This window comes from Pseudomonas sp. CCI4.2, assembly GCF_034350045.1.
GTDB lineage: Bacteria > Pseudomonadota > Gammaproteobacteria > Pseudomonadales > Pseudomonadaceae > Aquipseudomonas.
Map to the genome: position 1 here is coordinate 1,953,954 of NZ_CP133781.1, position 26,677 is coordinate 1,980,630.

At 53.9% G+C, this 26,677-nt stretch carries 35 protein-coding genes and 2 pseudogenes; 36 read left to right on the forward strand and 1 reads right to left on the reverse strand.

Annotation, left to right across the window (positions count from 1 at the left end):
• The first annotated feature begins 46 nt into the window (after nt 1-46).
• From rpsJ to bfr, 30 genes are all read left to right on the forward strand, one after another.
• A complete protein-coding gene (rpsJ, locus tag RHM65_RS08735) occupies nt 47-358 on the forward strand; it encodes a 30S ribosomal protein S10 (RefSeq protein WP_003186070.1) in 312 nt (103 codons plus the stop codon).
• An 80-nt stretch (nt 359-438) separates the two neighbouring features.
• On the forward strand, nt 439-1,074 hold the full coding sequence (gene rplC, locus RHM65_RS08740) for a 50S ribosomal protein L3 (protein WP_219062787.1): 636 nt from the start codon (nt 439-441) through the stop codon (nt 1,072-1,074).
• A gap of 12 nt (nt 1,075-1,086) precedes the next feature.
• Nucleotides 1,087-1,689, forward strand: a complete 603-nt coding sequence (rplD, locus tag RHM65_RS08745; RefSeq protein ID WP_219062785.1) for a 50S ribosomal protein L4 — start codon at nt 1,087-1,089, stop codon at nt 1,687-1,689.
• Nucleotides 1,686-1,985, forward strand: a complete 300-nt coding sequence (gene rplW, locus RHM65_RS08750) for a 50S ribosomal protein L23 (RefSeq protein WP_002555488.1) — start codon at nt 1,686-1,688, stop codon at nt 1,983-1,985. The genes rplD and rplW overlap by 4 nt, the downstream gene beginning before the upstream one ends.
• Nucleotides 1,986-1,999: 14 nt before the next feature.
• Complete coding sequence (gene rplB, locus RHM65_RS08755) at nt 2,000-2,824, forward strand: 50S ribosomal protein L2 (RefSeq protein WP_322166334.1); 825 nt, start codon at nt 2,000-2,002, stop codon at nt 2,822-2,824.
• Between the two features lie 16 nt (nt 2,825-2,840).
• Complete coding sequence (gene rpsS / locus RHM65_RS08760) at nt 2,841-3,116, forward strand: 30S ribosomal protein S19 (RefSeq protein WP_002555486.1); 276 nt, start codon at nt 2,841-2,843, stop codon at nt 3,114-3,116.
• 13 nt (nt 3,117-3,129) lie between these two features.
• Nucleotides 3,130-3,462 carry a 50S ribosomal protein L22 gene (gene rplV / locus RHM65_RS08765; protein WP_002555485.1) on the forward strand — a complete coding sequence of 111 codons (333 nt, stop codon included), beginning with the start codon at nt 3,130-3,132 and terminating at the stop codon, nt 3,460-3,462.
• A gap of 13 nt (nt 3,463-3,475) precedes the next feature.
• Complete coding sequence (rpsC, locus tag RHM65_RS08770; RefSeq protein WP_003176422.1) at nt 3,476-4,162, forward strand: 30S ribosomal protein S3; 687 nt, start codon at nt 3,476-3,478, stop codon at nt 4,160-4,162.
• A gap of 12 nt (nt 4,163-4,174) precedes the next feature.
• A complete protein-coding gene (gene rplP / locus RHM65_RS08775; RefSeq protein WP_282379294.1) occupies nt 4,175-4,588 on the forward strand; it encodes a 50S ribosomal protein L16 in 414 nt (137 codons plus the stop codon).
• The gene (gene rpmC / locus RHM65_RS08780) at nt 4,588-4,779 is read left to right on the forward strand and encodes a 50S ribosomal protein L29 (protein ID WP_322166333.1); all 192 of its coding nucleotides are present in this window, start codon (nt 4,588-4,590) and stop codon (nt 4,777-4,779) included. Before rplP ends, rpmC begins: the two co-directional genes overlap by 1 nt.
• A 2-nt stretch (nt 4,780-4,781) precedes the next feature.
• Nucleotides 4,782-5,048, forward strand: a complete 267-nt coding sequence (rpsQ, locus tag RHM65_RS08785; RefSeq protein WP_322166331.1) for a 30S ribosomal protein S17 — start codon at nt 4,782-4,784, stop codon at nt 5,046-5,048.
• A gap of 23 nt (nt 5,049-5,071) precedes the next feature.
• Nucleotides 5,072-5,440: a 50S ribosomal protein L14 gene (rplN, locus tag RHM65_RS08790; RefSeq protein WP_002555479.1), complete on the forward strand. Its 369-nt coding sequence runs from the start codon at nt 5,072-5,074 to the stop codon at nt 5,438-5,440.
• Between the two features lie 11 nt (nt 5,441-5,451).
• Complete coding sequence (gene rplX / locus RHM65_RS08795) at nt 5,452-5,766, forward strand: 50S ribosomal protein L24 (RefSeq protein WP_322166330.1); 315 nt, start codon at nt 5,452-5,454, stop codon at nt 5,764-5,766.
• Between the two features lie 20 nt (nt 5,767-5,786).
• Nucleotides 5,787-6,326: a 50S ribosomal protein L5 gene (gene rplE / locus RHM65_RS08800; protein WP_322166329.1), complete on the forward strand. Its 540-nt coding sequence runs from the start codon at nt 5,787-5,789 to the stop codon at nt 6,324-6,326.
• 13 nt (nt 6,327-6,339) lie between these two features.
• The gene (gene rpsN, locus RHM65_RS08805) at nt 6,340-6,645 is read left to right on the forward strand and encodes a 30S ribosomal protein S14 (RefSeq protein ID WP_322166327.1); all 306 of its coding nucleotides are present in this window, start codon (nt 6,340-6,342) and stop codon (nt 6,643-6,645) included.
• A 213-nt stretch (nt 6,646-6,858) separates the two neighbouring features.
• The gene (rpsH, locus tag RHM65_RS08810) at nt 6,859-7,251 is read left to right on the forward strand and encodes a 30S ribosomal protein S8 (protein ID WP_065833640.1); all 393 of its coding nucleotides are present in this window, start codon (nt 6,859-6,861) and stop codon (nt 7,249-7,251) included.
• Between the two features lie 12 nt (nt 7,252-7,263).
• Entirely contained in the window at nt 7,264-7,797 is a 534-nt protein-coding gene (rplF, locus tag RHM65_RS08815; RefSeq protein ID WP_322166326.1) for a 50S ribosomal protein L6, read from the forward strand.
• A 10-nt stretch (nt 7,798-7,807) separates the two neighbouring features.
• On the forward strand, nt 7,808-8,158 hold the full coding sequence (gene rplR, locus RHM65_RS08820; protein ID WP_322166325.1) for a 50S ribosomal protein L18: 351 nt from the start codon (nt 7,808-7,810) through the stop codon (nt 8,156-8,158).
• Between the two features lie 3 nt (nt 8,159-8,161).
• The gene (gene rpsE, locus RHM65_RS08825; RefSeq protein ID WP_003186035.1) at nt 8,162-8,662 is read left to right on the forward strand and encodes a 30S ribosomal protein S5; all 501 of its coding nucleotides are present in this window, start codon (nt 8,162-8,164) and stop codon (nt 8,660-8,662) included.
• A gap of 2 nt (nt 8,663-8,664) precedes the next feature.
• Nucleotides 8,665-8,841, forward strand: a complete 177-nt coding sequence (gene rpmD, locus RHM65_RS08830) for a 50S ribosomal protein L30 (protein WP_003444363.1) — start codon at nt 8,665-8,667, stop codon at nt 8,839-8,841.
• A gap of 3 nt (nt 8,842-8,844) precedes the next feature.
• Nucleotides 8,845-9,279 (forward strand): 50S ribosomal protein L15, encoded by a 435-nt coding sequence (gene rplO, locus RHM65_RS08835; RefSeq protein WP_150642939.1) that lies wholly within the window; start codon nt 8,845-8,847, stop codon nt 9,277-9,279.
• Nucleotides 9,280-10,608: a preprotein translocase subunit SecY gene (gene secY, locus RHM65_RS08840; protein WP_322166323.1), complete on the forward strand. Its 1,329-nt coding sequence runs from the start codon at nt 9,280-9,282 to the stop codon at nt 10,606-10,608.
• A gap of 27 nt (nt 10,609-10,635) precedes the next feature.
• Entirely contained in the window at nt 10,636-10,752 is a 117-nt protein-coding gene (gene rpmJ / locus RHM65_RS08845) for a 50S ribosomal protein L36 (protein ID WP_002555468.1), read from the forward strand.
• 131 nt (nt 10,753-10,883) lie between these two features.
• Entirely contained in the window at nt 10,884-11,240 is a 357-nt protein-coding gene (rpsM, locus tag RHM65_RS08850) for a 30S ribosomal protein S13 (protein WP_002555467.1), read from the forward strand.
• A gap of 30 nt (nt 11,241-11,270) precedes the next feature.
• Nucleotides 11,271-11,660 (forward strand): 30S ribosomal protein S11, encoded by a 390-nt coding sequence (gene rpsK / locus RHM65_RS08855; protein WP_002555466.1) that lies wholly within the window; start codon nt 11,271-11,273, stop codon nt 11,658-11,660.
• A gap of 18 nt (nt 11,661-11,678) precedes the next feature.
• Complete coding sequence (gene rpsD, locus RHM65_RS08860) at nt 11,679-12,299, forward strand: 30S ribosomal protein S4 (protein WP_322166322.1); 621 nt, start codon at nt 11,679-11,681, stop codon at nt 12,297-12,299.
• A gap of 22 nt (nt 12,300-12,321) precedes the next feature.
• Complete coding sequence (locus RHM65_RS08865) at nt 12,322-13,323, forward strand: DNA-directed RNA polymerase subunit alpha (protein WP_322166321.1); 1,002 nt, start codon at nt 12,322-12,324, stop codon at nt 13,321-13,323.
• Nucleotides 13,324-13,365: 42 nt separating this feature from the next.
• Nucleotides 13,366-13,752: a 50S ribosomal protein L17 gene (gene rplQ / locus RHM65_RS08870; RefSeq protein ID WP_299828889.1), complete on the forward strand. Its 387-nt coding sequence runs from the start codon at nt 13,366-13,368 to the stop codon at nt 13,750-13,752.
• A gap of 173 nt (nt 13,753-13,925) precedes the next feature.
• A complete protein-coding gene (locus RHM65_RS08875; protein ID WP_322166320.1) occupies nt 13,926-15,374 on the forward strand; it encodes a catalase in 1,449 nt (482 codons plus the stop codon).
• Between the two features lie 156 nt (nt 15,375-15,530).
• Entirely contained in the window at nt 15,531-15,995 is a 465-nt protein-coding gene (gene bfr / locus RHM65_RS08880; protein ID WP_322166319.1) for a bacterioferritin, read from the forward strand.
• Nucleotides 15,996-16,062: 67 nt separating this feature from the next.
• On the opposite strand, the gene uvrA is transcribed toward bfr, so the two are convergent.
• On the reverse strand, nt 16,063-18,906 hold the full coding sequence (gene uvrA / locus RHM65_RS08885; RefSeq protein ID WP_322166318.1) for an excinuclease ABC subunit UvrA: 2,844 nt from the start codon (nt 18,904-18,906) through the stop codon (nt 16,063-16,065).
• Nucleotides 18,907-19,035: 129 nt separating this feature from the next.
• Here uvrA and RHM65_RS08890 point away from each other — a divergent pair, with 129 nt between their 5' ends.
• The 6 genes and pseudogenes from RHM65_RS08890 (at nt 19,036) to RHM65_RS08920 (ending at nt 26,270) form a co-directional block, all read left to right on the forward strand.
• Nucleotides 19,036-20,433: an MFS transporter gene (locus RHM65_RS08890; protein WP_322166317.1), complete on the forward strand. Its 1,398-nt coding sequence runs from the start codon at nt 19,036-19,038 to the stop codon at nt 20,431-20,433.
• Between the two features lie 9 nt (nt 20,434-20,442).
• A complete protein-coding gene (locus tag RHM65_RS08895) occupies nt 20,443-20,979 on the forward strand; it encodes a single-stranded DNA-binding protein (RefSeq protein WP_322166316.1) in 537 nt (178 codons plus the stop codon).
• Nucleotides 20,980-21,122: 143 nt separating this feature from the next.
• Nucleotides 21,123-22,343: a site-specific integrase gene (locus tag RHM65_RS08900; RefSeq protein WP_322184720.1), complete on the forward strand. Its 1,221-nt coding sequence runs from the start codon at nt 21,123-21,125 to the stop codon at nt 22,341-22,343.
• Nucleotides 22,330-23,850 (forward strand): annotated as a pseudogene (locus RHM65_RS25305) (site-specific integrase). Before RHM65_RS08900 ends, RHM65_RS25305 begins: the two are co-directional and overlap by 14 nt.
• A pseudogene (locus RHM65_RS08915) lies at nt 23,843-25,853 on the forward strand (integrase). The pseudogenes RHM65_RS25305 and RHM65_RS08915 overlap by 8 nt, the downstream one beginning before the upstream one ends.
• A gap of 3 nt (nt 25,854-25,856) precedes the next feature.
• On the forward strand, nt 25,857-26,270 hold the full coding sequence (locus RHM65_RS08920; RefSeq protein WP_322184727.1) for a hypothetical protein: 414 nt from the start codon (nt 25,857-25,859) through the stop codon (nt 26,268-26,270).
• Nucleotides 26,271-26,677 lie beyond the last annotated feature (407 nt).

Here is a 26,677-nt window from a genome sequence, read left to right on the forward strand (position 1 = left end):
GGCGTATTGCGCTCGGTGGGAACAGCAGCTGGGAGTCTGAAATCCAATGCAAAATCAGCAAATCCGTATCAGGTTGAAGGCTTTTGACCATCGTCTGATCGACCAATCTACCCAGGAAATCGTGGAAACCGCGAAACGTACTGGTGCACAAGTGCGTGGTCCGATTCCACTCCCTACCCGTAAAGAGCGGTTCACTGTTCTGGTTTCTCCGCACGTCAACAAAGACGCGCGCGACCAGTATGAGATCCGTACTCACAAGCGCGTTCTGGACATCGTCCAGCCAACGGATAAAACCGTTGACGCACTTATGAAGCTTGATCTTGCGGCCGGTGTGGAAGTACAGATCAGCCTCGGCTAAGACTCGGTCTTAGTCGTGTAACGCTCTGAAATGGGCGGCCATAGCGGGTGAAAGCCCCGTACACTCATGAGGTTTACAACATGACTATTGGTGTAGTCGGTCGTAAATGCGGTATGACCCGTATTTTCACCGAAGAAGGTGTCTCCATTCCGGTTACGGTCATTGAGATCGAGCCGAATCGCGTCACCCAGTTTAAAACCGAAGAAACCGATGGCTATCGTGCAGTGCAAGTCACTGTCGGTGTGCGTCGTGCTTCGCGCGTGACTGCTGCTCAAGCAGGTCACTTCGCTAAAGCGAACGTTGCTGCTGGTCGCGGTGTTTGGGAGTTCCGTCTTGAAGAAGGCGACTACCAAGCTGGCGACGTAATCAATGCAGAAATCTTCGCCGCTGGGCAGATGGTCGATGTGACCGGTCAGTCCAAGGGTAAAGGTTTCCAGGGTACGATCAAACGCCACAATTTCCGTGGCCAAGATAATACTCACGGCAACTCCGTATCCCACCGCGTCCCAGGCTCTATCGGCCAGTGCCAGACTCCTGGTCGTGTATTCAAGGGCAAAAAGATGTCCGGTCATATGGGCGCTGAGCGCGTGACCGTGCAGTCCTTGGAAGTGGTGCGCGTGGACGCTGAACGCAATCTGTTGTTGGTCAAGGGTGCTGTTCCTGGCGCTACTGGCGGCAACCTGGTTGTACGTCCGGCAGCCAAGGCTCGCGGTTAAGGGGAAGCTGACATGCAATTAAATGTAAATGACGCTCAAGCGATCGAAGTTTCCGAACTGACATTTGGCGGCGAGTTCAACGAAACATTGGTACACCAAGCAGTCGTGGCCTACATGGCCGGCGGCCGTCAGGGTAGCAAGGCACAGAAGACCCGTTCCGACGTTTCTGGTGGCGGTAAGCGCCCTTGGCGTCAGAAAGGTACTGGCCGTGCTCGTGCCGGTACTATCCGTAGCCCAATCTGGCGTGGCGGTGGTACTACTTTCGCAGCTCGTCCACAAGACCACTCTCAGAAGCTTAACAAGAAGATGTATCGCGCAGCATTGCGCTCCATCCTTGCTGAGCTGGTTCGTACTGACCGTCTGGTCGTGGTTCAGGACTTCGTTGTTGAAGCACCGAAAACCAAGGATCTGCTGAACAAGCTGAATGGCATGGGTCTGACTGATGTTCTGATCGTGTCCGATGCTGTCGACCAGAATCTGTACCTGGCTGCTCGCAACCTGCCGCACGTAGATGTACGTGACGTTCAAGGTTCCGACCCAGTTAGTCTGATCGCATACGACAAAGTGTTGATCACTGTGTCGGCCGTGAAGAAATTCGAGGAGCTGCTGGGATGAACCAGGAACGCGTATTTAAAGTTCTACTTGGCCCGCACGTTTCCGAGAAGGCCACGGTTCTGGCTGACAAGAAAGGCCAGTTTGTTTTCAAGGTTGCAACTGACGCAACCAAGCTGGAAATCAAGAAGGCCGTCGAAAGCCTGTTCAGCGTGAAAGTAGAGCGTGTTACTACCCTGAATGTTCTGGGTAAGAGCAAGCGCACTGCTCGCGGTCTGGGCAAGCGTAATGACTGGAAGAAGGCAGTTATCTCCCTTCAACCGGGCCAAGATCTCGATTTCAGCAGCAGTGCTGAGTAAGGAAGGGGTGCATCATGGCAATCGTTAAATGCAAACCGACTTCCCCTGGCCGCCGTTTCGTGGTCAAGGTGGTCAATCAGGAGCTGCATAAAGGCGCTCCTCACGCACCGCTGCTCGAGAAGAAATCGAAGACTGGTGGTCGTAACAACAATGGCCGTATTACCACGCGTCACATCGGTGGTGGTCATAAGCAGCATTATCGTCTGGTCGATTTCCGTCGCAACGACAAAGATGGCATCAGTGCCACCGTTGAGCGAATTGAATACGATCCAAACCGTACTGCTCACATCGCACTGCTGTTGTACGCAGATGGCGAGCGCCGCTACATCATCGCCCCTAAAGGCGTTAGTGCTGGCGACCAGCTGATCGCAGGTGCTTTGGCACCGATCAAGCCGGGCAACGCTCTTCAACTGCGCAACATTCCAGTTGGTAGCACCGTACACGGCATCGAGTTGAAGCCGGGTAAAGGCGCGCAAATCGCACGTTCCGCTGGTGCTTCGGCTCAGTTGGTAGCGCGTGATGGTGTCTACGTGACCCTGCGTCTGCGCTCTGGTGAAATGCGTAAAGTATTGGCTGAATGCCGTGCAACGCTTGGCGAAGTCTCGAACTCCGAGCACAGCCTGCGTTCACTGGGTAAAGCTGGTGCCAAACGCTGGCGTGGCGTTCGCCCAACCGTTCGTGGTGTTGCCATGAACCCGGTTGACCACCCACATGGTGGTGGTGAAGGTCGTACCTCTGGTGGTCGTCATCCGGTATCGCCGTGGGGCTTCCCGACTAAGGGCGCGAAGACTCGTGGTAATAAGCGTACCGACAAAATGATCGTCCGTCGTCGCAAGTAAATAGAGGGATACGACAGTGCCACGTTCTCTGAAAAAAGGTCCTTTTATTGATCTTCACCTACTGAAGAAGATCGAAGTGGCGGCGGAAAAGAACGATCGCAAACCAGTTAAGACCTGGTCGCGCCGTTCTATGATCCTGCCACAAATGGTCGGTTTGACCATTGCTGTGCATAACGGTCGTCAACATGTCCCAGTTCTCGTGAACGAAGACATGGTCGGCCATAAACTAGGCGAGTTTGCCGGTACCCGCACATATCGTGGGCACGTGGCAGACAAGAAAGCCAAGCGTTAAGGGGTAAGGAACGATGGAAGTAGCCGCTAAGTTGTCGGGCGCTCGAATCTCCGCCCAGAAAGCCCGCTTGGTCGCCGACCAGATCCGCGGGAAGAAGGTGGGCGAAGCGCTCAACCTGTTGGCTTTCAGCAGTAAGAAAGCCGCCGAGATCCTGAAGAAAGTGCTGGAGTCGGCTGTAGCCAACGCCGAGCATAACGAAGGCGCAGACGTTGATGACCTTAAGGTCTCCACCGTTTTCGTCAACGAAGGGCGTTCGCTGAAGCGCATCATGCCGCGTGCCAAAGGCCGCGCTGATCGCATCGTCAAGCGGTCTTGCCATATCACTGTCAAGGTTGCTGACAAGTAACGGAGTCGAAGAGATGGGTCAGAAAGTACATCCCATTGGCATTCGCCTGGGAATCGTCAAGGAGCACACCTCCGTCTGGTACGCAGACGGTCGGACTTATGCGGACTATTTGTTCGCTGATCTGAAGGTGCGCGAGTATCTCCAAGACAAATTAAAAAGCGCGTCCGTAAGCCGTATCGATATCCATCGTCCGGCTCAGACAGCACGTATCACCATCCACACCGCTCGTCCTGGCATTGTGATCGGGAAGAAAGGTGAAGATGTTGAGAAACTGCGTCAGGACCTGACCAAGCAAATGGGTGTGCCTGTGCACATCAATATCGAAGAGATCCGCAAGCCGGAACTGGACGGTATGTTGGTTGCGCAGAGCGTAGCTCAGCAGCTGGAGCGCCGTGTAATGTTCCGTCGCGCTATGAAGCGCGCTGTTCAGAACGCCATGCGCATTGGTGCCAAAGGCATCAAAATCCAAGTGAGCGGTCGTCTCGGCGGTGCTGAAATCGCACGTACTGAATGGTATCGCGAGGGTCGTGTTCCATTGCACACCCTGCGTGCCGACATCGACTATGCCAACTACGAAGCTCACACCACTTATGGTGTGATCGGTGTAAAGGTTTGGATCTTTAAAGGCGAAGTAATTGGTGGTCGCCAAGAAGAGCTGAAACCACAAGCACCAGCGCCTCGTAAAAAAGCTGCTAAGTAAGGGGTACGCCAAATGTTGCAACCAAAGCGTACGAAGTTCCGCAAGCAGATGACAGGCCACAACCGTGGCTTGGCACAGCGCGGTAGCAAAGTCAGCTTCGGCGAATATGCGCTGAAGTCTGTTGCTCGTGGTCGTCTTACCGCCCGTCAGATTGAGTCAGCGCGTCGTGCACTGACCCGTCACGTTAAACGTGGCGGCAAAATCTGGATCCGTGTATTCCCGGACAAGCCCGTCACCAAAAAGCCACTCGAAGTTCGAATGGGTAAAGGTAAGGGCAACGTAGAGTACTGGGTTGCCCAGATTCAGCCAGGCAAAGTCCTGTATGAAATCGAGGGTGTTTCTGAAGAGCTGGCGCGTGAGGCTTTCGCCCTGGCTGCTGCAAAGCTGCCACTCGCCACCTCCTTTGTTAAACGGACGGTGATGTGATGAAAGCGAATGAACTTCGTGAAAAATCAGCACAGCAGCTGAACGAGCAACTGCTCGGCCTGCTGCGTGACCAGTTCAATCTGCGTATGCAGAAGGCAACTGGCCAGTTGGGGCAGTCTCATCTGCTCTCGCGAGTTAAGCGTGACATTGCTCGCGTGAAGACTGTGCTTAACCAGCAGGCAGGTAAGTGATCATGGCTGAAGCCGAAAAAACCGTCCGTACGCTGACTGGCCGTGTTGTCAGCGACAAAATGGACAAGACAATCACCGTTCTGATCGAGCGTCGCGTAAAGCACCCGATCTACGGTAAATACGTTAAGCGTTCGACGAAGCTGCACGCGCATGACGAAACTAATCAGAGCCACATCGGTGACAAAGTCACTATTCGTGAAACTCGTCCAGTTGCCAAGACTAAGTCTTGGGCGCTGGTTGAGATTCTCGAACGCGCTGTGGAAGTCTAAGGACTAGGGGTCGGAGAAATTATATGATTCAGACTCAATCCATGCTCGATGTAGCTGATAACAGCGGCGCACGCCGTGTTATGTGCATCAAGGTTCTGGGTGGCTCCCATCGTCGTTATGCTGGCATCGGTGACATCATCAAAGTAACCGTTAAGGAAGCAATTCCTCGCGGTAAAGTGAAAAAAGGCCAAGTGATGACTGCTGTTGTAGTCCGCACTCGCCATGGTGTTCGTCGCGCAGACGGCTCCATTATCCGCTTTGATGGCAACGCTGCTGTTCTGTTGAACAACAAGCAAGAGCCGATCGGCACCCGTATCTTTGGGCCAGTGACGCGCGAACTTCGGACTGAAAAGTTCATGAAGATCGTCTCTCTCGCCCCAGAAGTGCTGTAAGGAGATCCGACATGCAAAAGATTCGTCGTGACGACGAGATCATCGTGATCGCCGGCAAAGACAAAGGTAAGCGCGGTAAGGTGCTCAAGGTTCTCGTTGACGACCGTTTGGTCGTTGGTGGGATCAACCTGGTAAAGCGCCATACCAAGCCAAACCCTGCGTCGGGCGTACAAGGCGGTATCGTCGAAAAAGAAGCGCCATTGCACGCTTCTAACGTCGCCATTTTCAACGGCGCAACCAACAAGGCAGATCGCGTTGGTTTCAAAGTTGAAGAAGGCAAGAAAATTCGTGTCTTCAAGTCGACCCAAAAAGCGGTTGATGCTTGAACACTGCTAGGTAGAAGACCATGGCACGACTAAAAGAGATTTACCGGAAGGAAATCGCTCCGAAGCTCAAGGAAGAACTTGAGCTTTCGAACGTGATGGAAGTTCCGCGCGTTACAAAGATCACCTTGAACATGGGTCTGGGCGAAGCGGTCGGTGACAAAAAAGTCATCGAGCACGCTGTTGCAGACCTGGAAAAGATCACTGGTCAAAAATGCGTTGTTACTTACGCTCGGAAATCCATCGCGGGCTTTAAAGTTCGTGAAGGCTGGCCGATCGGCGTTAAAGTCACTCTGCGTCGCGATCGTATGTACGAATTCCTGGATCGTCTGCTGTCGATCTCCCTGCCTCGGGTTCGCGACTTTCGCGGCCTGAATGCCAAGTCCTTCGATGGTCGTGGTAACTACAGCATGGGCGTAAAAGAGCAGATCATTTTCCCGGAAATCGATTACGACAAGATCGATGCTCTTCGCGGTCTGGACATTACCCTGACCACCACTGCTCGGACGGATGATGAGGGTCGCGCATTGCTGCGTGCTTTCAAGTTCCCGTTCCGCAACTGATTGGAGTAGGACAATGGCCAAGATGAGCATGAAAAACCGCGAGCTGAAACGTCAGCTCACGGTTGCCAAGTACGCCAAGGCGCGTGCAGCGTTGAAAGTTATCATCGTGGATCTGAACGCAAGTCCAGAAGCACGTTGGGAAGCTCAAGTAGCTCTGCAGAAGCAGCCACGTGACGCAAGCGCTTCGCGCATGCGTAACCGCTGCCGCATCACCGGCCGTCCACACGGTGTCTATCGCAAGTTCGGCCTCGGCCGTAACAAGCTGCGTGAAGCAGCTATGCGTGGTGACGTTCCGGGTCTGGTTAAAGCCAGCTGGTAAAGCGTTAATCTCGTTTTGCGTCGGTCGATCTTGCATAAGATCGACCCGCGTGAAGCAAGAATTTGAATCAGGCCCCTTTTGGGGCTTGATTCATTTCCGGGGTGTGTCTAGAATGATCGGCTCGCCTGAGCCCGTGTGTTCATTTGCCCGGAGTTTCTCGGCGACAAGCTATAGCCGCAAGGCTTATTTTTATGTATTAGGAGCGTCTAGCCCATGAGTATGCAGGACCCGTTAGCGGACATGCTAACTCGTATCCGTAATGCCCAGATGGCTGAAAAGCCCGTCGTAAGCATGCCATCTTCCACGTTGAAGGTTGCTGTTGCCAAAGTCCTGAAGGACGAAGGTTACATTGCGGGTTATCAGATCAGCAGCGAAATCAAACCGTTGCTATCCATCGAGCTGAAGTACTTCGAAGGCCGTCCAGTCATCGAAGAAGTGAAGCGCGTTAGCCGTCCAGGCCTGCGTCAGTACAAGTCCGTCGATGATCTGCCTAAAGTTCGTGGCGGTCTCGGTGTGTCTATCGTCTCCACCAATAAAGGTGTGATGACGGATCGTGCTGCGCGCGCTGCCGGTGTCGGCGGCGAAGTTCTTTGCACAGTGTTCTAAGGGGGGATAAGCATGTCACGCGTAGCTAAGAACCCCGTAAAGTTGCCAGCAGGCGTCGAAGTTAAACTCGTCGGCCAGCAGCTTTCGGTGAAGGGTGCCAAGGGCACTCTAGATCTGAACATCCATTCGTCCGTTGAGATTGTTGAAGAAGCTGGTGAGCTGCGTTTCGCTGCTCGCAATGGCGATCAACAAACTCGCGCAATGGCCGGCACCACTCGTGCACTGGTTAACAACATGGTCCAGGGCGTAAGCCAAGGCTTCGAGCGTAAGCTCCAGCTGGTCGGTGTTGGTTATAAAGCGCAAGCAAAAGACAAAGTGCTGTCTCTGGCACTTGGCTTTTCGCACCCGGTGGAATACGACCTGCCGAACGGCATCACCGCTGAGACTCCCAACCAGACCGATATCTTCATCCGAGGTATCGACAAGCAGTTGGTTGGTCAAGTGGCCGCTGAGATCCGCGACTTCCGCCGTCCTGAGCCATACAAAGGCAAAGGTGTGCGTTACGCGGACGAAGTCGTCCGCCGTAAAGAAGCCAAGAAGAAGTAGGGCATAGCAAATGACCGTCAAAAAAGTTACCCGACTGCGTCGCGCTCGCAAAGCACGCTTGAAAATGCACGAATTAGAAGTCGTGCGTCTCTGCGTGTACCGCTCTTCGCAGCACATTTATGCCCAGGTCATTTCGGCCGACGGCAGCAAAGTCTTGGCGAGCGCCTCGACTTTGGACAAAGACCTGCGTGATGGAGCCACTGGCAACATCGACGCGGCCACTAAGGTTGGCCAGCTGGTCGCTGAGCGTGCGAAAGCCGTCGGCGTTTCACAAGTGGCTTTCGACCGTTCTGGCTTCAAGTACCACGGCCGCGTGAAAGCGCTGGCTGATGCTGCTCGTGAAGGCGGACTGGAGTTCTAAGTTATGTCAAATAACGACCAAAAGCGCGACGAAGGCTACATTGAGAAGCTGGTTCAAGTGAACCGCGTTGCTAAAACCGTAAAAGGCGGCCGTATCTTCACCTTCACCGCGTTGACCGTGGTTGGTGATGGTAAAGGGCGTGTTGGTTTCGGTCGCGGCAAGTCACGTGAAGTGCCTGCTGCGATTCAGAAAGCAATGGAAGCTGCTCGCCGTAACATGATCCAAGTAGACCTGAACGGCACTACTCTGCAGTACGCAATGAAGTCTGCCCATGGCGCTTCGAAGGTGTACATGCAGCCTGCTTCTGAAGGTACCGGCATCATCGCTGGCGGCGCTATGCGCGCAGTGTTGGAAGTTGCTGGTGTTCAGAACGTGCTCGCCAAGTGCTATGGCTCGACTAACCCGGTAAACGTGGTTCACGCTACGTTCAAAGGTTTGAAAGCTATGCAATCTCCTGAATCTATTGCTGCCAAGCGCGGCAAAAGTGTCAAGGAGATCTTCTGATCATGGCTACCGTTAAAGTAACGCTGATCAAAAGCATGACCGGACGCATCCCTAACCACAAATTGTGCATTAAGGGTTTGGGTCTGCGTCGCATCGGTCACACTGTAGAAGTGCTGGATACTCCTGAGAATCGCGGGATGATCAACAAGGCTTACTACATGCTGCGAGTCGAGGGTTAATCGATGAAACTCAATGATCTGAGTCCAGCGCCGGGTTCCCGTCGCGAAAAGCATCGTCCGGGCCGTGGTATCGGTAGTGGTTTGGGTAAGACAGGTGGCCGCGGCCACAAAGGTCAATCCTCCCGCTCCGGTGGCACTATTGCTCCGGGCTTTGAAGGCGGCCAACAGCCGTTGCATCGTCGTCTGCCGAAGTTCGGTTTCGTTTCCCTGAAGGCTATGGATCGCGCAGAAGTGCGTTTGTCCGAATTGTCTAAAGTGGAAGGCGACATCGTCACCGTGCAGTCCCTGAAGGATGCCAACGTGATTAACCAAAACGTTCAACGTGTGAAAATCATGTTGTCCGGCGAAGTTACTCGCGCTGTCACCATCAAAGGTATCGCAGCCACCAAAGGTGCGCGTGCGGCTATCGAAGCAGCTGGCGGCAAGTTCGAGGAATAAATGGCTAAGCAAGGTGCTCTCTCAGCGCTCAGCAAAGGCGGGTTATCCGAGCTCTGGGCTCGACTGCGTTTTCTTCTGTTGGCGATTATCGTCTATCGGATAGGCGCACACATCCCAGTTCCTGGTATCAATCCGGACCGGCTGGCGGACCTGTTTCGACAGAATGAGGGGACCATTCTTAGCTTGTTCAACATGTTTTCCGGCGGCGCGCTGGAGCGGATGAGTATCTTCGCGCTGGGGATCATGCCGTACATTTCGGCATCGATCATCATGCAGTTGATGACCGCCGTCAGCCCGCAGTTGGAACAGTTGAAGAAGGAAGGTGAGGCTGGTCGTCGTAAGATCAGTCAATACACCCGCTATGGCACCGTTGTCCTCGCTCTCGTGCAAGCTATCGGCATGTCCGTTGGTTTGGCGGGGCAGGGTATAGCGTTCACTGGTGGCCTCGGCTTCTATTTCGTTGCGGTGTCCACTTTTGTGGCTGGCGCAATGTTTATGATGTGGCTGGGTGAGCAGATTACTGAGCGTGGTGTTGGTAACGGTATCTCGATGTTGATTTTTTCGGGTATCGTCGCCGGTCTTCCGAGAGCGATAGGGCAGTCTTTCGAGTCTGCGCGTCAGGGTGATATCAATATTTTCGCCTTGGTTGCCATCGGTTTGCTGGCAGTAGCGATCATCGGTTTCGTGGTGTTCATTGAGCGTGGCCAGCGTCGTATTGCTGTTCACTACGCCAAGCGTCAGCAGGGTCGTAAGGTTTTTGCTGCGCAGACAAGCCACTTGCCGTTGAAAGTGAACATGGCCGGTGTAATACCGGCTATTTTCGCGAGCAGCATTTTGCTGTTCCCGGCTTCGTTGGGTGCCTGGTTTGGTCAGTCTGAAGGTATGGGCTGGCTGCAGGACATCTCGCAGTCGATCGCTCCTGGTCAGCCGTTGAATATTCTGCTGTTTAGTGCAGGGATTATTTTCTTCTGCTTCTTCTATACGGCGTTGATGTTCAATCCGAAAGACGTAGCGGAAAACCTGAAGAAGTCCGGTGCCTTTATTCCGGGTATTCGTCCAGGTGAGCAGTCGGCGCGCTACATTGATGGCGTTTTGACTCGCTTGACCATGTTCGGTGCTCTTTATATGACGGCCGTGTGTCTGCTTCCCCAGTTTCTGGTGGTGGCAGCAAACGTACCGTTCTACCTTGGCGGGACTTCGTTGCTGATCGTCGTAGTGGTTGTGATGGACTTCATGTCCCAAGTACAATCGCACCTCGTTTCGCACCAGTACGAATCCCTGATGAAGAAAGCCAACCTGAAGGGCTACGGTAGCGGCATGCTGCGCTGAAGCACCCATAAGGTTTAGGAGTTGGTCATGAAAGTTCGTGCATCGGTTAAAAAGCTGTGCCGTAACTGCAAGATTATTCGCCGCGAAGGTGTGGTTCGAGTAATTTGCAGCGCGGAACCACGTCATAAGCAGCGCCAAGGCTGAGTGTGATTTGTGCTAAAAGCCCAGCAGCTAGTGCGCTGCTGGGTTGATTATTTGTTATTACAGCGATATTATCTCGCGCCCTATTTCTTGGCTTCCGGGGCGTAGGTAGCTGTCAATTGGAGTCCCACTGAATGGCCCGTATTGCAGGCGTTAACATTCCAGATAACAAGCATACTGTTATCTCGTTGACCTACATCTATGGTGTTGGTCGCACCACTGCACAGAAGATTTGTGCAACCACTGGGGTTAACCCAGCGGTGAAGATCAAAGATCTGAGCGACGAGCAGATTGAACAGCTGCGTGGCGAAGTGGCGAAGTTCACCACTGAAGGTGACCTGCGTCGCGAAATCAACATGAAAATCAAGCGCTTGATGGATTTGGGCTGCTATCGCGGTCTGCGCCATCGTCGTGGTCTTCCAGTGCGCGGTCAGCGTACCAAGACCAACGCGCGTACTCGCAAAGGTCCGCGTAAGCCGATCCGCAAGTAATCGCACCAGCGAATCGACAGGAAACTAGTCATGGCAAAACCTGCTGCTCGTCCTCGTAAAAAAGTTAAAAAGACAGTGGTTGATGGCATCGCCCACATCCACGCGTCGTTTAACAACACAATCGTCACCATCACCGACCGTCAAGGTAATGCGCTTTCTTGGGCTACCTCCGGTGGCTCGGGTTTCCGCGGTTCACGCAAGTCCACTCCGTTCGCTGCTCAAGTAGCCGCTGAACGTGCTGGTCAAGCTGCGCTGGAATACGGCTTGAAGAACCTCGACGTTAACGTCAAGGGTCCAGGTCCAGGTCGTGAGTCTGCTGTCCGTGCTTTGAACGGCTGTGGCTATAAGATCGCCAGCATCACCGACGTGACGCCAATCCCGCACAACGGGTGCCGTCCGCCGAAGAAGCGCCGCGTGTAATCCAGGAGACTGTAAGAAATGGCTCGTTACATTGGTCCAAAATGCAAGCTTGCACGTCGTGAAGGCACCGATCTCTTCTTGAAGAGCGGCGTCCGCGCTATCGAATCCAAGTGCAACATCGAAGCAGCCCCTGGTATCCACGGCCAACGCCGCGGTCGCCAGTCCGATTACGGCACCCAACTGCGTGAAAAGCAGAAGGTCCGTCGTATTTACGGCGTTCTCGAACGTCAATTCAGTGGTTATTACAAAGAAGCAGCCGGCAAGAAAGGCGCTACTGGTGAGAACCTGCTGCAATTGCTCGAATGCCGTTTGGACAACGTTGTATACCGTATGGGCTTTGGTTCGACTCGCGCCGAATCTCGTCAGTTGGTATCGCACAAGTCGGTCAGCATTAACGGCAAAACCGTTAACGTTCCGTCGTATCAGGTTCGTCCTGGTGACGTGGTCGCTATCCGCGAGAAGGCTAAGAACCAACTGCGCATTGTCCAAGCTCTCGATCTGTGTGCCCAACGTGGCCGCGTAGAATGGGTAGAAGTAGACACTGAGAAAAAATCTGGCGTCTTCAAAAACGTTCCAGCTCGCAGTGATCTTTCCGCCGACATCAACGAAAGCCTGATTGTCGAGCTCTACTCCAAGTAAGGGCTAGAAAATAGGTGCATCCATGCAGATTTCGGTAAATGAGTTCCTGACACCCCGTCACATTGACGTGCAGGTTGTCAGTCCAACCCGCGCTAAAATCACACTCGAGCCTCTCGAGCGTGGTTTCGGCCACACCCTGGGCAATGCGCTGCGTCGCATCTTGTTGTCCTCAATGCCCGGCTGTGCAGTAGTCGAGGCCGAGATTGACGGTGTACTCCATGAGTACAGCGCCATCGAAGGTGTACAGGAAGATGTCATTGAAATCCTGTTGAACCTTAAAGGTCTCGCTATCAAGCTGCACGGTCGTGACGAAGTTACGCTGACCTTGTCGAAGAAGGGTTCGGGGGTGGTTACCGCTGCCGATATTCAGCTGGATCATGATGTCGAGATCGTTAATCCCGATCACGTAATCGCTAACCTGGCGTCTAACGGCGCCTTGAACATGAAGCTCACCGTAGCTCGTGGTCGTGGTTATGAGCCGGCCGATTCGCGTCAGAGCGATGAAGACGAAAGCCGCAGCATTGGTCGCTTGCAGGTTGACTCTTCGTTTAGCCCGGTTCGCCGTATCGCATACGTGGTGGAAAACGCCCGTGTCGAACAGCGTACTAACCTGGACAAGCTGGTTATTGATCTGGAAACCAACGGCACGTTGGATCCTGAAGAGGCTATTCGCCGCGCTGCAACCATTCTGCAACAGCAGTTGGCTGCGTTCGTCGATCTCAAAGGTGATAGCGAGCCAGTGGTTATCGAACAGGAAGACGAGATCGATCCGATCCTGCTCCGTCCGGTTGACGATCTGGAACTGACTGTACGTTCGGCCAACTGCCTTAAGGCGGAGAACATTTACTACATCGGTGACCTGATTCAGCGCACCGAAGTAGAACTGTTGAAGACTCCGAACCTGGGCAAGAAATCCTTGACCGAAATCAAGGACGTTCTGGCCTCCCGTGGTCTGTCCCTCGGCATGCGCCTCGACAACTGGCCGCCTGCAAGTCTTAAGAAGGACGACAAGGCGACTGCCTGATCGTCGTAACCACCGAACGTTGTGTTTGGTAAGGAATGAACCATGCGTCATCGTAAAAGTGGACGTCATCTGAGCCGTACTAGCTCTCACCGTAAGGCCATGTTTCAAAACATGGCGGTGTCGCTGTTCGAGCACGAGCTGATCAAAACTACACTGCCGAAAGCCAAGGAACTGCGTCGCGTTGCTGAGCCGCTGATCACCCTGGCTAAGATCGACAGTCTGGCTAACCGCCGCCTGGCATTCGACCGTACTCGTTCGAAAGCCATCGTTGGTAAGCTGTTCAACGATCTGGGCAAGCGTTATGCAACCCGTGAGGGTGGCTACTTGCGCATCCTCAAGTGCGGTTTCCGCACTGGCGACAATGCGCCTATGGCGTACGTCGAACTGGTTGATCGTCCTATCGGTGGTGTTGTAGAAGCCGCTGAATAAGACGTCAGTCTGATCAAAGAACCGGGCCTAGTGCCCGGTTTTTTGTTATCTGTGAATTATAAAATTCTATCGATCTTCACAATTTAATGAATTTGCTGGTGTAACGTTTTTGACGAATACTCCGTTTCATGCCGATTAGCCGGCAAGATATGTTCGCCAGAGGAAGACTTTGCATGAGCCAGAATAAAACGCTTACAACCGCCAGCGGCGCCCCTGTCGCCGACAACCAGAATTCTCGTTCCGCCGGCCCCCGAGGCCCGTTATTGCTTGATGACTTCCACCTGATCGAAAAGCTCGCGCACTTCAACCGTGAAAACGTCCCTGAACGCCGCGTCCATGCGAAAGGGTCAGGTGCCCACGGTACGTTTACGGTAAACCGCGACATCACTCAGTACACCAGCGCAAAACTGTTCGACACCGTTGGTAAGCAGACCCCGATTTTCATGCGCTTTTCCACAGTCGGTGGCGAACGCGGTTCAGCTGACACTGAGCGCGACCCACGTGGCTTCTCCGTAAAGTTTTATACCGAAGAGGGCAACTGGGACATTGTTGGCAACAACACGCCCGTGTTCTTCATCCGTGACCCGCTTAAATTCCCGGATTTCATCCACACCCAAAAGCGTCAGCCACAAACCAACTTGAAAAGCGGGCAAATGGTGTGGGACTTCTGGTCGCACTCACCAGAAGCGCTGCACCAAGTCACGATCCTGTTCTCGGATCGCGGCATTCCAGACGGCTATCGCTTCATGCACGGCTTCGGCAGCCACACTTACAGCCTGATCAGCGCCAACGGCGAGCGTCACTGGGTCAAATGGCACTACAAGACCAAGCAGGGCATCAAAAACCTTGCCGCGGCAGACGCTGCGCGCTTGGCAGGTACTGACCCGGATTATTCGCAGCGCGACCTGTTTTCTGCGATTGAACGAGGCGACTTCCCGAAATGGCAAGTCTGCATCCAGATCATGACCGAAACCCAGGCGGGCGCTCATCACGAAAATCCGTTTGACGTCACCAAAACCTGGTCGCAGAAAGAATATCCGCTGATTGAAGTGGGCGAGCTTGAGCTGAACCGTAACCCGGCGAACTACTTCGCTGAAGTTGAACAAGTGGCATTCGGTCCAAGCAACATGGTGCCTGGCGTTGGCTTGTCACCAGACCGCATGCTGCAAGGTCGGGTCTTTGCCTACGCCGACGCGCATCGCTATCGCATTGGTACAAACCACCAGCAGTTGCCGATCAACGCACCGAAAAGCCCGGTTCACAGCTACCAGCGTGATGGGTCAATGCGTTTTGGTGACAATGGGGGCGGTACGCCTAACTACGAGCCGAACAGCTACGCCGACGCGCCGAAACAAGCCCCGGCCTACGCTGAGCCCGCGTTGGCATTGAGCGGCGTGGCAACCCGTTACGATCATCGGGAAGACACCGATTACTTCAGCCATGCAGGCGCGCTCTTCAACTTAATGAGTGCCGAACAGAAGGCTCTGCTGATCAACAACATTGCTGGCTCTATGTCCGGCGTCACCAGCGATGTCGTTCAACGTCAGCTGCAGTATTTCTACAAAGCTGATCCAGCTTACGGCGAAGGTGTTGCCAAAGCCTTGGGTGTTCAACTCGGCTGACTCTAAGTGATAAACAGAACCGCCCTCATTTGGGCGGTTTTTCCCATCCAGTTGTCCGACTTTCGCAGAATTTTAACGTTTTAATGCGTTTTCTGAAGTGACCTTCTCCTCGGCTTGGTCCAGACTAGGGCCTTTCAAGTAGGGAGATTTAGGGCGATGCAAGGTCACCCAGTAGTAATCGATTACCTCAAGACGTTGCTGACAGGCGAACTGGCAGCGCGTGATCAATATTTTATCCATTCTCGGATGTACGAAGATTGGGGCTTCAGTAAGCTCTACGAACGTATGAGCCATGAGATGCAGGAAGAGACGGAGCACGCCGACGCGTTGATGCGCCGGATTCTGATGCTCGAAGGCACTCCGCGTATGCGTGCTGATGATGTAGACGTCGGTACCACGGTCCCTGAGATGCTCGCCAGCGATTTGCGCCTGGAATACAAGGTCCGTGCCGCGCTTTGCCAGGGCATCGCCCTGTGTGAGCTGCACAAGGACTACGTTTCCCGCGACATTCTTCGTGTTCAGTTGGCCGATACCGAAGAAGATCACACCTATTGGCTAGAGCAGCAATTGGGTCTGATCAAATCGATTGGCTTGGAAAATTACCTGCAATCGCAGTTCTGATTCCAGCACCGCAATAAAAAGCCCCTGCCGCAGCGATGCGACAGGGGCTTTTTAATGCGCTATCAAGCTAGACCGCAGTGGCTTTATCCCGAATCAGCAACGGCTTGAGGTAGTGACCGGTGTAGGACTGCTCCATCTCGGCGACTTCCTCTGGCGTGCCACAGGCGATGATTTGACCACCTTTGGAGCCGCCTTCTGGCCCAAGGTCGACAAGCCAGTCGGCCGTCTTGATCACGTCCAGGTTGTGCTCGATCACCACCACGGTGTTGCCGTGATCGCGCAAGCGGTGCAGCACATCGAGCAACTGCTGAATATCCGCGAAGTGCAGGCCGGTAGTCGGCTCATCAAGGATATACAGGGTCTTGCCGGTATCGCGCTTGGACAGCTCGCGAGACAGCTTGACCCGCTGCGCTTCACCACCGGACAGCGTGGTCGCGGATTGTCCTAGCTTGATGTAGGACAAACCCACGTCCATCAGCGTCTGAAGCTTGCGAGCCAGCGCTGGCACTGCATCGAAGAATACCCGCGCTTCCTCGATGGTCATTTCCAAGACCTCGTGGATGCTTTTGCTCTTGTATTTGATCTCCAGCGTTTCGCGGTTATAACGCTTGCTCTTGCACACGTCGCACGGCACATAGATGTCCGGCAGAAAGTGCATTTCGACCTTGATCAAGCCATCGCCCTGACACGCTTCACAGCGCCCACCCTTCACGTTGAACGAGAAGCGCCCAGGGCCATAACCCCGTGATCGCGACTCCGGCACCCCGGAAAACAATTCGCGGATAGGCGTGAACAACCCGGTGTACGTCGCCGGGTTGGAGCGCGGCGTCCGCCCGATAGGGCTCTGGTCGATGTCGACCACTTTGTCCAAATGCTGCAGACCGTCGATGCTGTCATGCACCGCCGCTTCAAGCGTGGTGGCACCGTTGAGGGCCGTGGCGCTCAAAGGAAACAGCGTGTTGTTGATCAGCGTCGACTTGCCCGAGCCGGAAACACCCGTCACGCAGGTCAGCAAGCCAATCGGGATTTCCAGATCGACATTGCGCAAGTTATTGCCGCGAGCGCCTTTGAGCGTCAGCGACAGCTTCTTGTTACGCGGCGTGCGCTTGGCCGGCACTTCTATCTTCACGCGTCCCGACAGGTATTTGCCGGTCAGCGAATCCGGGTGTGCCATAACTTCAGCGGGCGTGCCCTCGGCGACAACGTGGCCGCCGTGAATGCCGGCGCCCGGGCCGATGTCCACCACGTAGTCCGCCAGACGAATCGCGTCTTCGTCGTGCTCAACCACAATCACCGTATTACCGATATCGCGCAGGTGTTTCAGCGTGCCCAACAGGCGGTCGTTATCCCGTTGGTGCAGGCCAATGGACGGCTCATCGAGAATGTACAACACCCCCACAAGACCCGCGCCGATCTGGCTCGCTAGACGGATACGCTGCGCCTCGCCACCAGACAAGGTGTCGGCGCTACGGTCCAGAGACAAGTAGTCAAGTCCGACGTTGACCAAAAATTGCAAGCGCTCGCGAATTTCCTTGAGAATCTTGTCGGCAATTTCACCGCGTCGGCCCGTCAGTTTCAGCGTGGCGAAATATTCAGTCGCATCGCCAATTGGCAGGCTGGTCACCGCAGGCAAGGTTTTCTCGCCGACCCACACGTGACGCGCTTCGCGACGCAAACGCGTGCCACGGCAGTCAGGGCACGGCTGAGTGCTGAGAAACTTGGCCAGTTCCTCACGAACCGTTGCCGATTCAGTCTCGCGGTAACGCCGCTCAAGGTTTGGCACGATGCCCTCGAAAGGGTGCGCACGCTTAACGATGTCGCCGCGATCATTGAGATACCGGAAGTCGACGTTTTGCGTACCGCTGCCATTCAGCAAAATCTTCTGCTGGTCAGCCGGTAACTCGTTGAACGGCACTTCCAGGCTGAAGCCGTAGTGACTCGCCAGCGAACCGAGCATCTGGAAGTAATACACGTTGCGCCGGTCCCAGCCGCGAATCGCGCCCTCGGCCAACGTCAGTTCACCGTTGACCAACCGCTTGATGTCGAAAAACTGCTTCACGCCCAAACCGTCGCAAGTCGGGCACGCGCCGGCCGGGTTGTTGAAGGAGAACAGCTTGGGTTCCAGCTCGCTGATTGCATGCCCACAAATCGGACAGGCAAAGCGCGCCGAGAAAATCATTTCTTCGCCGGGCTCGTCGTCCATCGGCGCCACCCAGGCGATACCGTCAGCCAACTTCAGCGCGGTTTCAAACGATTCGGCAAGCCGCTGCTGCATGTCCTCGCGCACCTTGAAGCGGTCAACCACCACATCAATAGAGTGCTTCTTCTGCTTGTCGAGCTTGGGCAGCTCATCTAGCTCGCACAGTCGGCCATTGACTCGGGCGCGGACGAAGCCTTGAGCGCGCAACTCTTCGAAGATCGCCAAGTGCTCGCCCTTGCGTTCACGGATTACGGGCGCGAGCAGCATCAGCTTGCTGCCTTCCGGTTGCGCCAGCACCAAGTCGACCATTTGGCTGACCGTCTGCGCTTCCAGCGCAATATCGTGATCCGGGCAGCGCGGCTGACCGACCCGTGCATAAAGCAGGCGCAGGTAATCGTAAATTTCGGTAATCGTACCCACGGTCGAGCGTGGGTTGTGCGACGTGGACTTCTGTTCGATAGAAATCGCCGGCGATAGTCCTTCAATCGTATCGACGTCCGGTTTTTCCATCATCGACAGAAATTGCCGCGCGTACGCAGAAAGCGATTCGACATAGCGCCGCTGCCCTTCGGCGTACAGCGTGTCAAAGGCCAGCGACGACTTGCCAGAGCCGGAAAGCCCGGTAATAACGATCAATTTGTCGCGTGGCAGGGTTAGGTCAATGTTCTTCAAGTTGTGGGTTCGGGCCCCACGTATCACGATCTTGTCCACTGCGGCCTCGCTTGGCGGGCATAAACACGGGAGTATACGGCTCCATGCCAGTACGCGGCAAAGCGTCGCGTATGTGCTGCTAACCGATGGGACTGGTAGAATCATTGCCGGTTCACATGAGGTTTCTCCATGCACGATCCCCTTAGCGAACGCATGAGTGGCAGCGAGACCCGCGCAGCAAGCGGCCTGGCGCTGGTGTTCGCCTTCCGAATGCTTGGCATGTTTATGGTTTTACCGGTCCTCGCCACCTACGGCATGGACCTCGCGGGCGCTTCTCCAGCGCTCATCGGTTTGGCAATCGGCGCGTATGGCCTGACCCAAGCAGTGCTGCAGATACCGTTCGGGATGATTTCTGACCGAATCGGTCGGCGGCCAGTTATTTATTTAGGCTTGATTATCTTTGCCCTTGGCAGTTTGTTGGCGGCCAACGCGGACTCAATCTGGGGCGTGATCGCCGGGCGGATCCTACAAGGTGCGGGCGCGATATCGGCAGCCGTGATGGCGTTGTTATCGGACCTTACCCGTGAGCAGCATCGCACCAAGGCCATGGCCATGATCGGTATGACCATTGGCCTGTCGTTCGCGGTGGCCATGGTTGTCGGGCCGTTGTTGACGAGGGCGTTCGGCTTGTCCGGGTTATTTCTGGCCACGGGCGGCATGGCATTGTTGGGAATTCTCGTCGTCGCCTTCATGGTGCCGCATTCAACCGGACCGCTGACCCATCGGGAATCGGGCGTTGCACGAGCAGCGTTGGGCGCGACACTGCGTCATCCCGACCTGCTGCGACTGGATTTAGGTATCTTCGTGTTGCACGCGATGCTCATGTCCAGCTTCGTCGCGCTGCCCTTGGCCCTGGTCGAAAAAGCCGGTTTGCCCAAAGAACAGCACTGGTGGGTCTACCTGACCGCTTTGCTGATTTCGTTCTTCGCGATGATTCCGTTCATCATCTACGGTGAGAAAAAACGCCAGATGAAGCGCGTCCTGCTCGGCGCCGTCTGCGTGCTGTTGCTGACTGAGCTATTCTTCTGGGCGTTCGGCGATACGTTGCGGGCGTTGGTGATTGGAACGGTGGTGTTTTTCACCGCATTCAATCTGCTGGAAGCTTCGCTGCCATCGCTGATCAGTAAAGTGTCACCGGCGGGCGCCAAAGGCACGGCCATGGGGATTTATTCCACCAGCCAGTTCCTCGGTTCAGCCGCAGGAGGCATTCTTGGAGGCTGGCTTTTTCAGCACGGAGGACTCAGTATTGTGTTCCTCGGCGGTGCCGCTCTATGCGCCATCTGGCTAGCCTTTGCTGTAACTATGCGCGAGCCACCGTATGTGACGAGCCTACGCGTGCCGTTGACGCCTGAAGCACAACGCGAAGGCGGCCTGATCGCGCGTTTGATGGCCGTCCCGGGGGTAACAGATGCGGTAGTCGTCAGTGACGAAGCTGCAATCTATATCAAATTGGATACCGAATTATTGGATCGCAACTCCCTTGAGCGCTTGGTCAACGACCCGGAGCCAGCGGAATGCGAAGCCTAGGAGAACGTTATGGCCCGTGGGGTTAACAAAGTCATATTGGTCGGTACATGCGGCCAGGATCCCGAAGTTCGCTACTTGCCTAACGGTAACGCCGTGACCAACCTGAGTCTGGCGACCAGCGAACAATGGACCGACAAACAAACCGGTCAGAAAGTCGAAAAGACTGAATGGCACCGTGTTTCGATGTTCGGCAAAGTCGCTGAAATCGCTGGCGAATACCTGCGCAAAGGTTCGCAGGTCTACATCGAGGGCAAGCTGCAAACCCGCGAGTGGGAAAAAGACGGCATCAAGCGCTACACCACTGAAATCGTCGTCGACATGCAAGGCACCATGCAACTGCTGGGCGGTCGCCCACAAGGCGACGGTGCTCCACAGGGTCAAGGCGGCAACAGCAACTCTGCGCCACGCCCTCAACAGCAGCGTCCGCAGCAGTCATCGCAGCCGCAGCAATCCCAGCCACAACGCGAATCGCGTCCTGCTCCCCAGCAGCAAGCGCCGCAACCGGCTCCGGATTTTGATAGTTTTGATGACGATATTCCGTTCTGAGGAACCGTAGAGACTTCTTTGTAAAGTTTCTTCAGGAAGCCCCCGCATTGCGGGGGCTTTCTCGTTTTCGCGTTGTAAAAAATAAGTTGACCTGTTTTAACTAGGTTCATACCTTGAATTTACGTAAGTAATTCGAGGTGCGTATGCAGTTAGCAATCAGACGGTTTCAGGGGGAGTCAGGAGAACGGTTTTCAATCCTCGTCGATAACGCCGGCATGCCGCTTTATTATCCCGCGCTGTACGTGACCGCTGAGATGCGTGGGCGCTCGCTTTCCATTAACACGATCAATAACGCTCTATCAGCGCTCAAGGCCATGTGCGCTTGGCAAAATTACTACGACCTTGATCTAGAGTCGCGTTTTAAGCATAGCGAGCTGCTTTGTCGTCATGAGATCCATTCTTTGCGGGACTTCATGCAAAAGCCTCTGGAAGATATGTGTTCAAAGGACAAGCAGGTCGTGGCCCTCAAAGGCCGTCATAGAAGGGTCGCCAAGGACAATCAGTACAACCGAATCACCGTTATCGCTGGGTACGTCGGATTTCTTGCGGGCAGATTGCACCCAGTAACAGAGACCAGCGCGCAGGAAATTGATGTCATGGTGGCTCAGATCAAAGCTAATCGCCCAAAGATTAGCGATAAAACTGACGAGGACAGATCTGATTTCCATCTGGATGACTCCGTTTTGGATACGCTTGAAGAAGTTCTCAAGCCAGGTAGCGCATCCAACCCGGTTACTGAGGTGGGCCTTCAATTTCGGAACGCATTGATGTTCACAATTCTTCGTCTCACCGGAATGCGGCGTGGAGAATTGCTGAACCTCAAAACGGAAGACTTCGATTTTTCGAAAAACACGGTCAAAATTGTGCGGCGTGCAGACTCTGTTGGAGATCCGAGAACTTATCAGCCGGTCGCTAAAACGCGGGAGCGTACATTTCCTCTAATCCCTGAGCTGATGCAGCGAGTCCATGAATACATCGCCAAGTTCCGCAACAAGATTCCGGGTGCTCGTAAGCATGGATATCTTTTTGTGATTCATCGCTCAGGAAGAACTGTGGGCTGGCCACTTTCTAATTCTGGCTTCGGAAAATTTATTGCATCTCTGTCGACTTTAACCGATGAATTTTCTGGTCTGCATACCCATGCCCTTCGGCACCATTGGAACTATATTTTTTCAAGGAGCTGCGATAAAGACAGCATAACCCCTGAGCGAGAACAAAAGCTCCGCTCTTACTTGATGGGGTGGAGTGAAACGTCTGGCACTGCGTCCATTTATAACAAGCGCCATATCAAAGAAGCAGCTGGAAAGGCTGTGATGGGATTGCAAATAAAACACTTGAGGAGGTCATCTGGTGATAGTGAATAATAGTGCAGTCCTAGCCCGGTATGAGCGCACTTCGTTTTTATCAAAAGATGGCTATGAAGTGGAGGTTTACTCGAGTAAGTGGAGGCTGAGTAAAGATGTTAGAATCCACTTTGGTACTCTTCCTGCATGGCTGGATGGCGATTTAAAACGCACATTTAAGCAGGTTTTGGCCATCTATGGAGAGACCTGCTCAGCGCAGTACACGATATTACTTTACCACCGATTCAAATCTTATTTTGAGGCGACTCATAGTCTCCCACTATTCAGTCCAGAATCGATGATCTCCTACCGCTCACAAATAGCTGATACTGAGTGGGAGCTGAGCCCTATGCGTGCATTCATTCGCACATGGGTAAGTCTTGGATATCCTGGAGCCTCCGCTGATACCTTGAAAATGATGGAGGGCTGGAGGATCAAAGGGAGCGAAAAAGGCTACGCGGTACAGTCGATGTGTCCAGAAAATGGGCCGCTTACAGATATTGAGATGGAGGCTATCGTCTCAGGCGTGCTTGATTGTTATGCAATTGGAAAACTCGATTTGCGAGCAACTTGCTTCGCGATGATTTTGGCCATGACTGGCAGACGCCCAACTCAAATCGCAGCTTTGAAAATTAAAGACCTTATGTCTGTCGGGCAGCGTTATTTCATCAATTTTCCGCGTGGTAAGTAAAAGCACGAGGGGTGGCGCCAGTCGTTCTCTAAGTTTGAGGTTGTTGAAGACTTGTGGACGCTTCTTAATGAGCAGGCAGGCTATGTAAAATCAACTTTTTCTGATCTGTGCAGTTGGTCTAACCAGCAGAATCTTGTGCCCGAGTTGCCACTGTTTCCGGCAATCAAACACTACGACGTGAATAAAGACCTTGAGGCGCAACTGGCAGGAGATTTTTTGCATGCCCGGGGGAGTGAGATCGGTCACTCGATGTCGAGCGTTAAAGAAGTGATCGCCGTTACCAGTCACAGAACTGGCGCTTACACCAACATTAACCCATACCGCTTCCGCTATACCCTCGGGACCAACCTCGCGAGGGAAGGCAGAGGGGAATACATCATCGCGCAAGCGCTTGATCACTCCGACATCCAAAATGCTGGCGTCTATGTGAGGAACATTCCCGAGATCGTTGAACGCATCGATAAAGCTGTGGCGCTGCAATTGGCTCCACTTGCGCAAGCGTTCCAAGGCGTCCTTGTTGTTGATGAAACCAAGGCTCGCCGTGGTGGGGATCGTTCAAGCAGGATTTGCAGTGCAGGTGGCAACGTCGGTAGCTGCGGGAGCTATGGATTTTGTGGCGCTCTGGCCCCGGTCGCCTGTTATACCTGTTCTCATTTTCAGCCTTGGCTGGATGGACCTCATGAGGCTGTCTTAGATCAGCTAATTCTTGAGCGTGACGGCGTTTATGAAGGCACTGGTGACCTGAAGATCGCATCCGTCAATGACCGACTCATTCTTGCAGTTAGTGATGTAGTAACTCGTTGCAATGCCATGAAGAGCGATCTCGCCAATGTCTAACATCTTTCAGTTTATTCCGAAGGCCCAAGCTGCCAGCCTGCAGAACCTTGATGAGTTCATCGTCATGTGTCGGGACAGGCTTACAGTGTTTGGTGCCGATCTAGATTGGTACAGCCATGCTTGGCCAGGTGTAGGCAACGTCACAAAAAAGGGTGCTCCGTCTCGCGGCTATAGCGAAGCGCAACTTCTGGACGCAGGCATCATTCCATTCGCCAAGGCATACGTTCGTTATCAGCAAGGCCATAACCCTAACAAGCTGAAGAGTGAGTTCAAGGCCATTCGCTGCGTTGAAGCTGCTTTGCTTGAAATCAAAGGCTGTGCTGACATCACGCAGACCGATATCAGTGTCTTGGATGAAGCCGCCAAGGTAGCGTTTACTTACGGCGCAAGTTCATATCAAGCGGGCATCAGCTTGGCGAAACTCGTTGAATTCCTGAATCAAAGCCGAATCATCCCAGCACCAATTTCCTGGAAGAACCCGGTTAAAAAACCTAAGGAGATTCATCGTACTGATTCCGTCGGCAAGCAACGGCGCGAGGACAAAATGCCTCCAGAGCGAACACTTGAGGCAATGGCGGAGATGTTCAGCAACGACCTTCAGGGAGCGCGAGATCGCTTCACTACATCAATCTTTGCGCTCTGCATGTGCGCTCCATCCCGCATTAGCGAAGTACAAGACCTTCCCCTTAACTGCCTGCACCGGGAGACCGACAGCAAAGGCGTAGAGCGTCTCGGGCTCAGGTTTTACGCTGGGAAGGGATATGAATCTGATATTAAATGGCTTCCTTCCGTTCTGATGCAAACCGCTGAGGAAGCTGTTCGCCGTCTCACAGAAATGTCCGAGCCTGGGCGCAGGCTCGCGAAGTGGATTGAAAGCCATCCGGACAAGTTCTATCGCCATGAAAACTGCCCTAACATCGGTGAAGATCACCCTTTAAGTGACACCCAAGCCTGCCTTGCTCTGGGGTTAGATCCGAGTGACGTAGCGGCGGTAGCTACCGTTAGGCTGAAAGCGGGAATGAAATCCTACAAACCATTTCCGGCCTTTTATGCAGAGAACGGGTACGTCACATTGCGGTTTTTGAACGGCTTCATGCACAGCAAGCTGCCGAAGGGGTGGCCGTGGCTCAACAAAGAGCGGCACATCAAGTATTCGGAGGCGCTCTGCTGTTTCAGGCAAAACGAACTGAGGATGGACTATCCCGCACGACCGATCATTGTCTGGTCTCCGGGGAAGAGTACGTTCACCACCGACATCAACTACATCGATGGCCAAGAGCGCAGCATCTGGGAACGGAATGGCTATAAAAACCCTGATGGAACCCCTATTTCTATGGGGTCTCATCAAGTTCGGCACTACCTGAATACGCTGGCTCAGCGCGGCAGCTTAGGCCAATTGGACATTGCTAAATGGTCAGGGCGAGCCAACATCCACCAGAACGCTACCTACAACCACATGACAGCCGATGAGCACGTCGAGATGGCCAGGGAAGCGGGTATTGGTGTCGCGTTGACCAAGATCAGGGAGAACGCGCCAGTGACGTTGGCTGACCTTGACGCCACGGGGGAGGGAATTGCCCACATCACAATTTTCGGCTTCTGCGTGCATGACTATTCAATGCTTCCGTGTCAGAAGCACCGTGACTGCCTGAATTGCACTGAGCAAGTCTGCGTCAAGGGGGATGCCAACAAGCTCGAAAGACTCAAAAGTCATCGTGACAGTATCCGCCGTCAGCTTGGCAAGGCTCAGGCGGCGAACGAAGACGGTATCTACGGTGCCGACCGCTGGAGTCAGCATCAGATCAAAACCTTGGAACGGGCTGATCAACTGATCGAGATTTTGGTCGAAGGACACTCCTGACGGCACCATCATCCGTTTAAGCAATAACCAAGAGTTCAGCCCGCTTAAGCGTGCTATTGCCGCCCGGTCAACTGCGCCAAGCCTACCTGCTCCCAAAGAAGAGCCAGATATGGACGAGCTTCGTGCGTTGATGGGGATATAAGCCATGGCAAAGCATTTGAGTCTAAAAGACCTGGATCTGATTGTCAGCCTGATTGACGGCTGGGAGGGAAAGCTTACCTGGGAGGGGCTCTGCGATGCTATTGAACCGTTGATAGGGACGCGGCCGACTCGCCAAACCCTGAATTCGCACGAGAAGATCAAGAGCGCGTTCACTCACCATAAGGCTAGGATGAAGTCAGGTTTCGTTTCCACGAAACGCCCGGCGAGTTTGAGTATTGCCGAGCAGCGGATTCGGCGGCTGGAGGCAGAAAACCATCGACTTGAACGTGAAAATGCTTGCCTGATGGAACGGTTTGTTCGCTGGCAGTACAACGCTTATAAATTTAACGTTTCTGCAGAGAAGCTGGATGCGCCGCTTCCGATTGTGGATCGTGGCTCTTCGGAGGTTGGACCCTGAGCGTAATATTGCATTGAGGCTCTTTAAATCAATGACTCATTGCGGCTTGGCTAGGTAGGTTTGGTGTATGGAGGGTTGTACATGTTTATGAAGATCCCCCCGAAAGGCCCGCTGGGTGTTCTAACTATGAGCGAAACAATTTCGAGACTGACCAATCTTGAATTATCGAGGTCTTCTGGAAAGCGTCCTCGTTGTGGCTCGGTTCTTACTGAGAATGAATTGCAATCGTTACGCGCAGAAATGATCAGAGATGGCGCTTATATTTATATAAAGGAATGGTTAAGCCTTAAGCTGGGAAAGCGCTCATGAATGGGCTAGGGGTAGGTCATCGGTGAACGATAGCGCTCATGGATGAGCTAGGGTCAGCTCACCGATGCTACGTAAAGACGATAATTCGCCTATTCGAG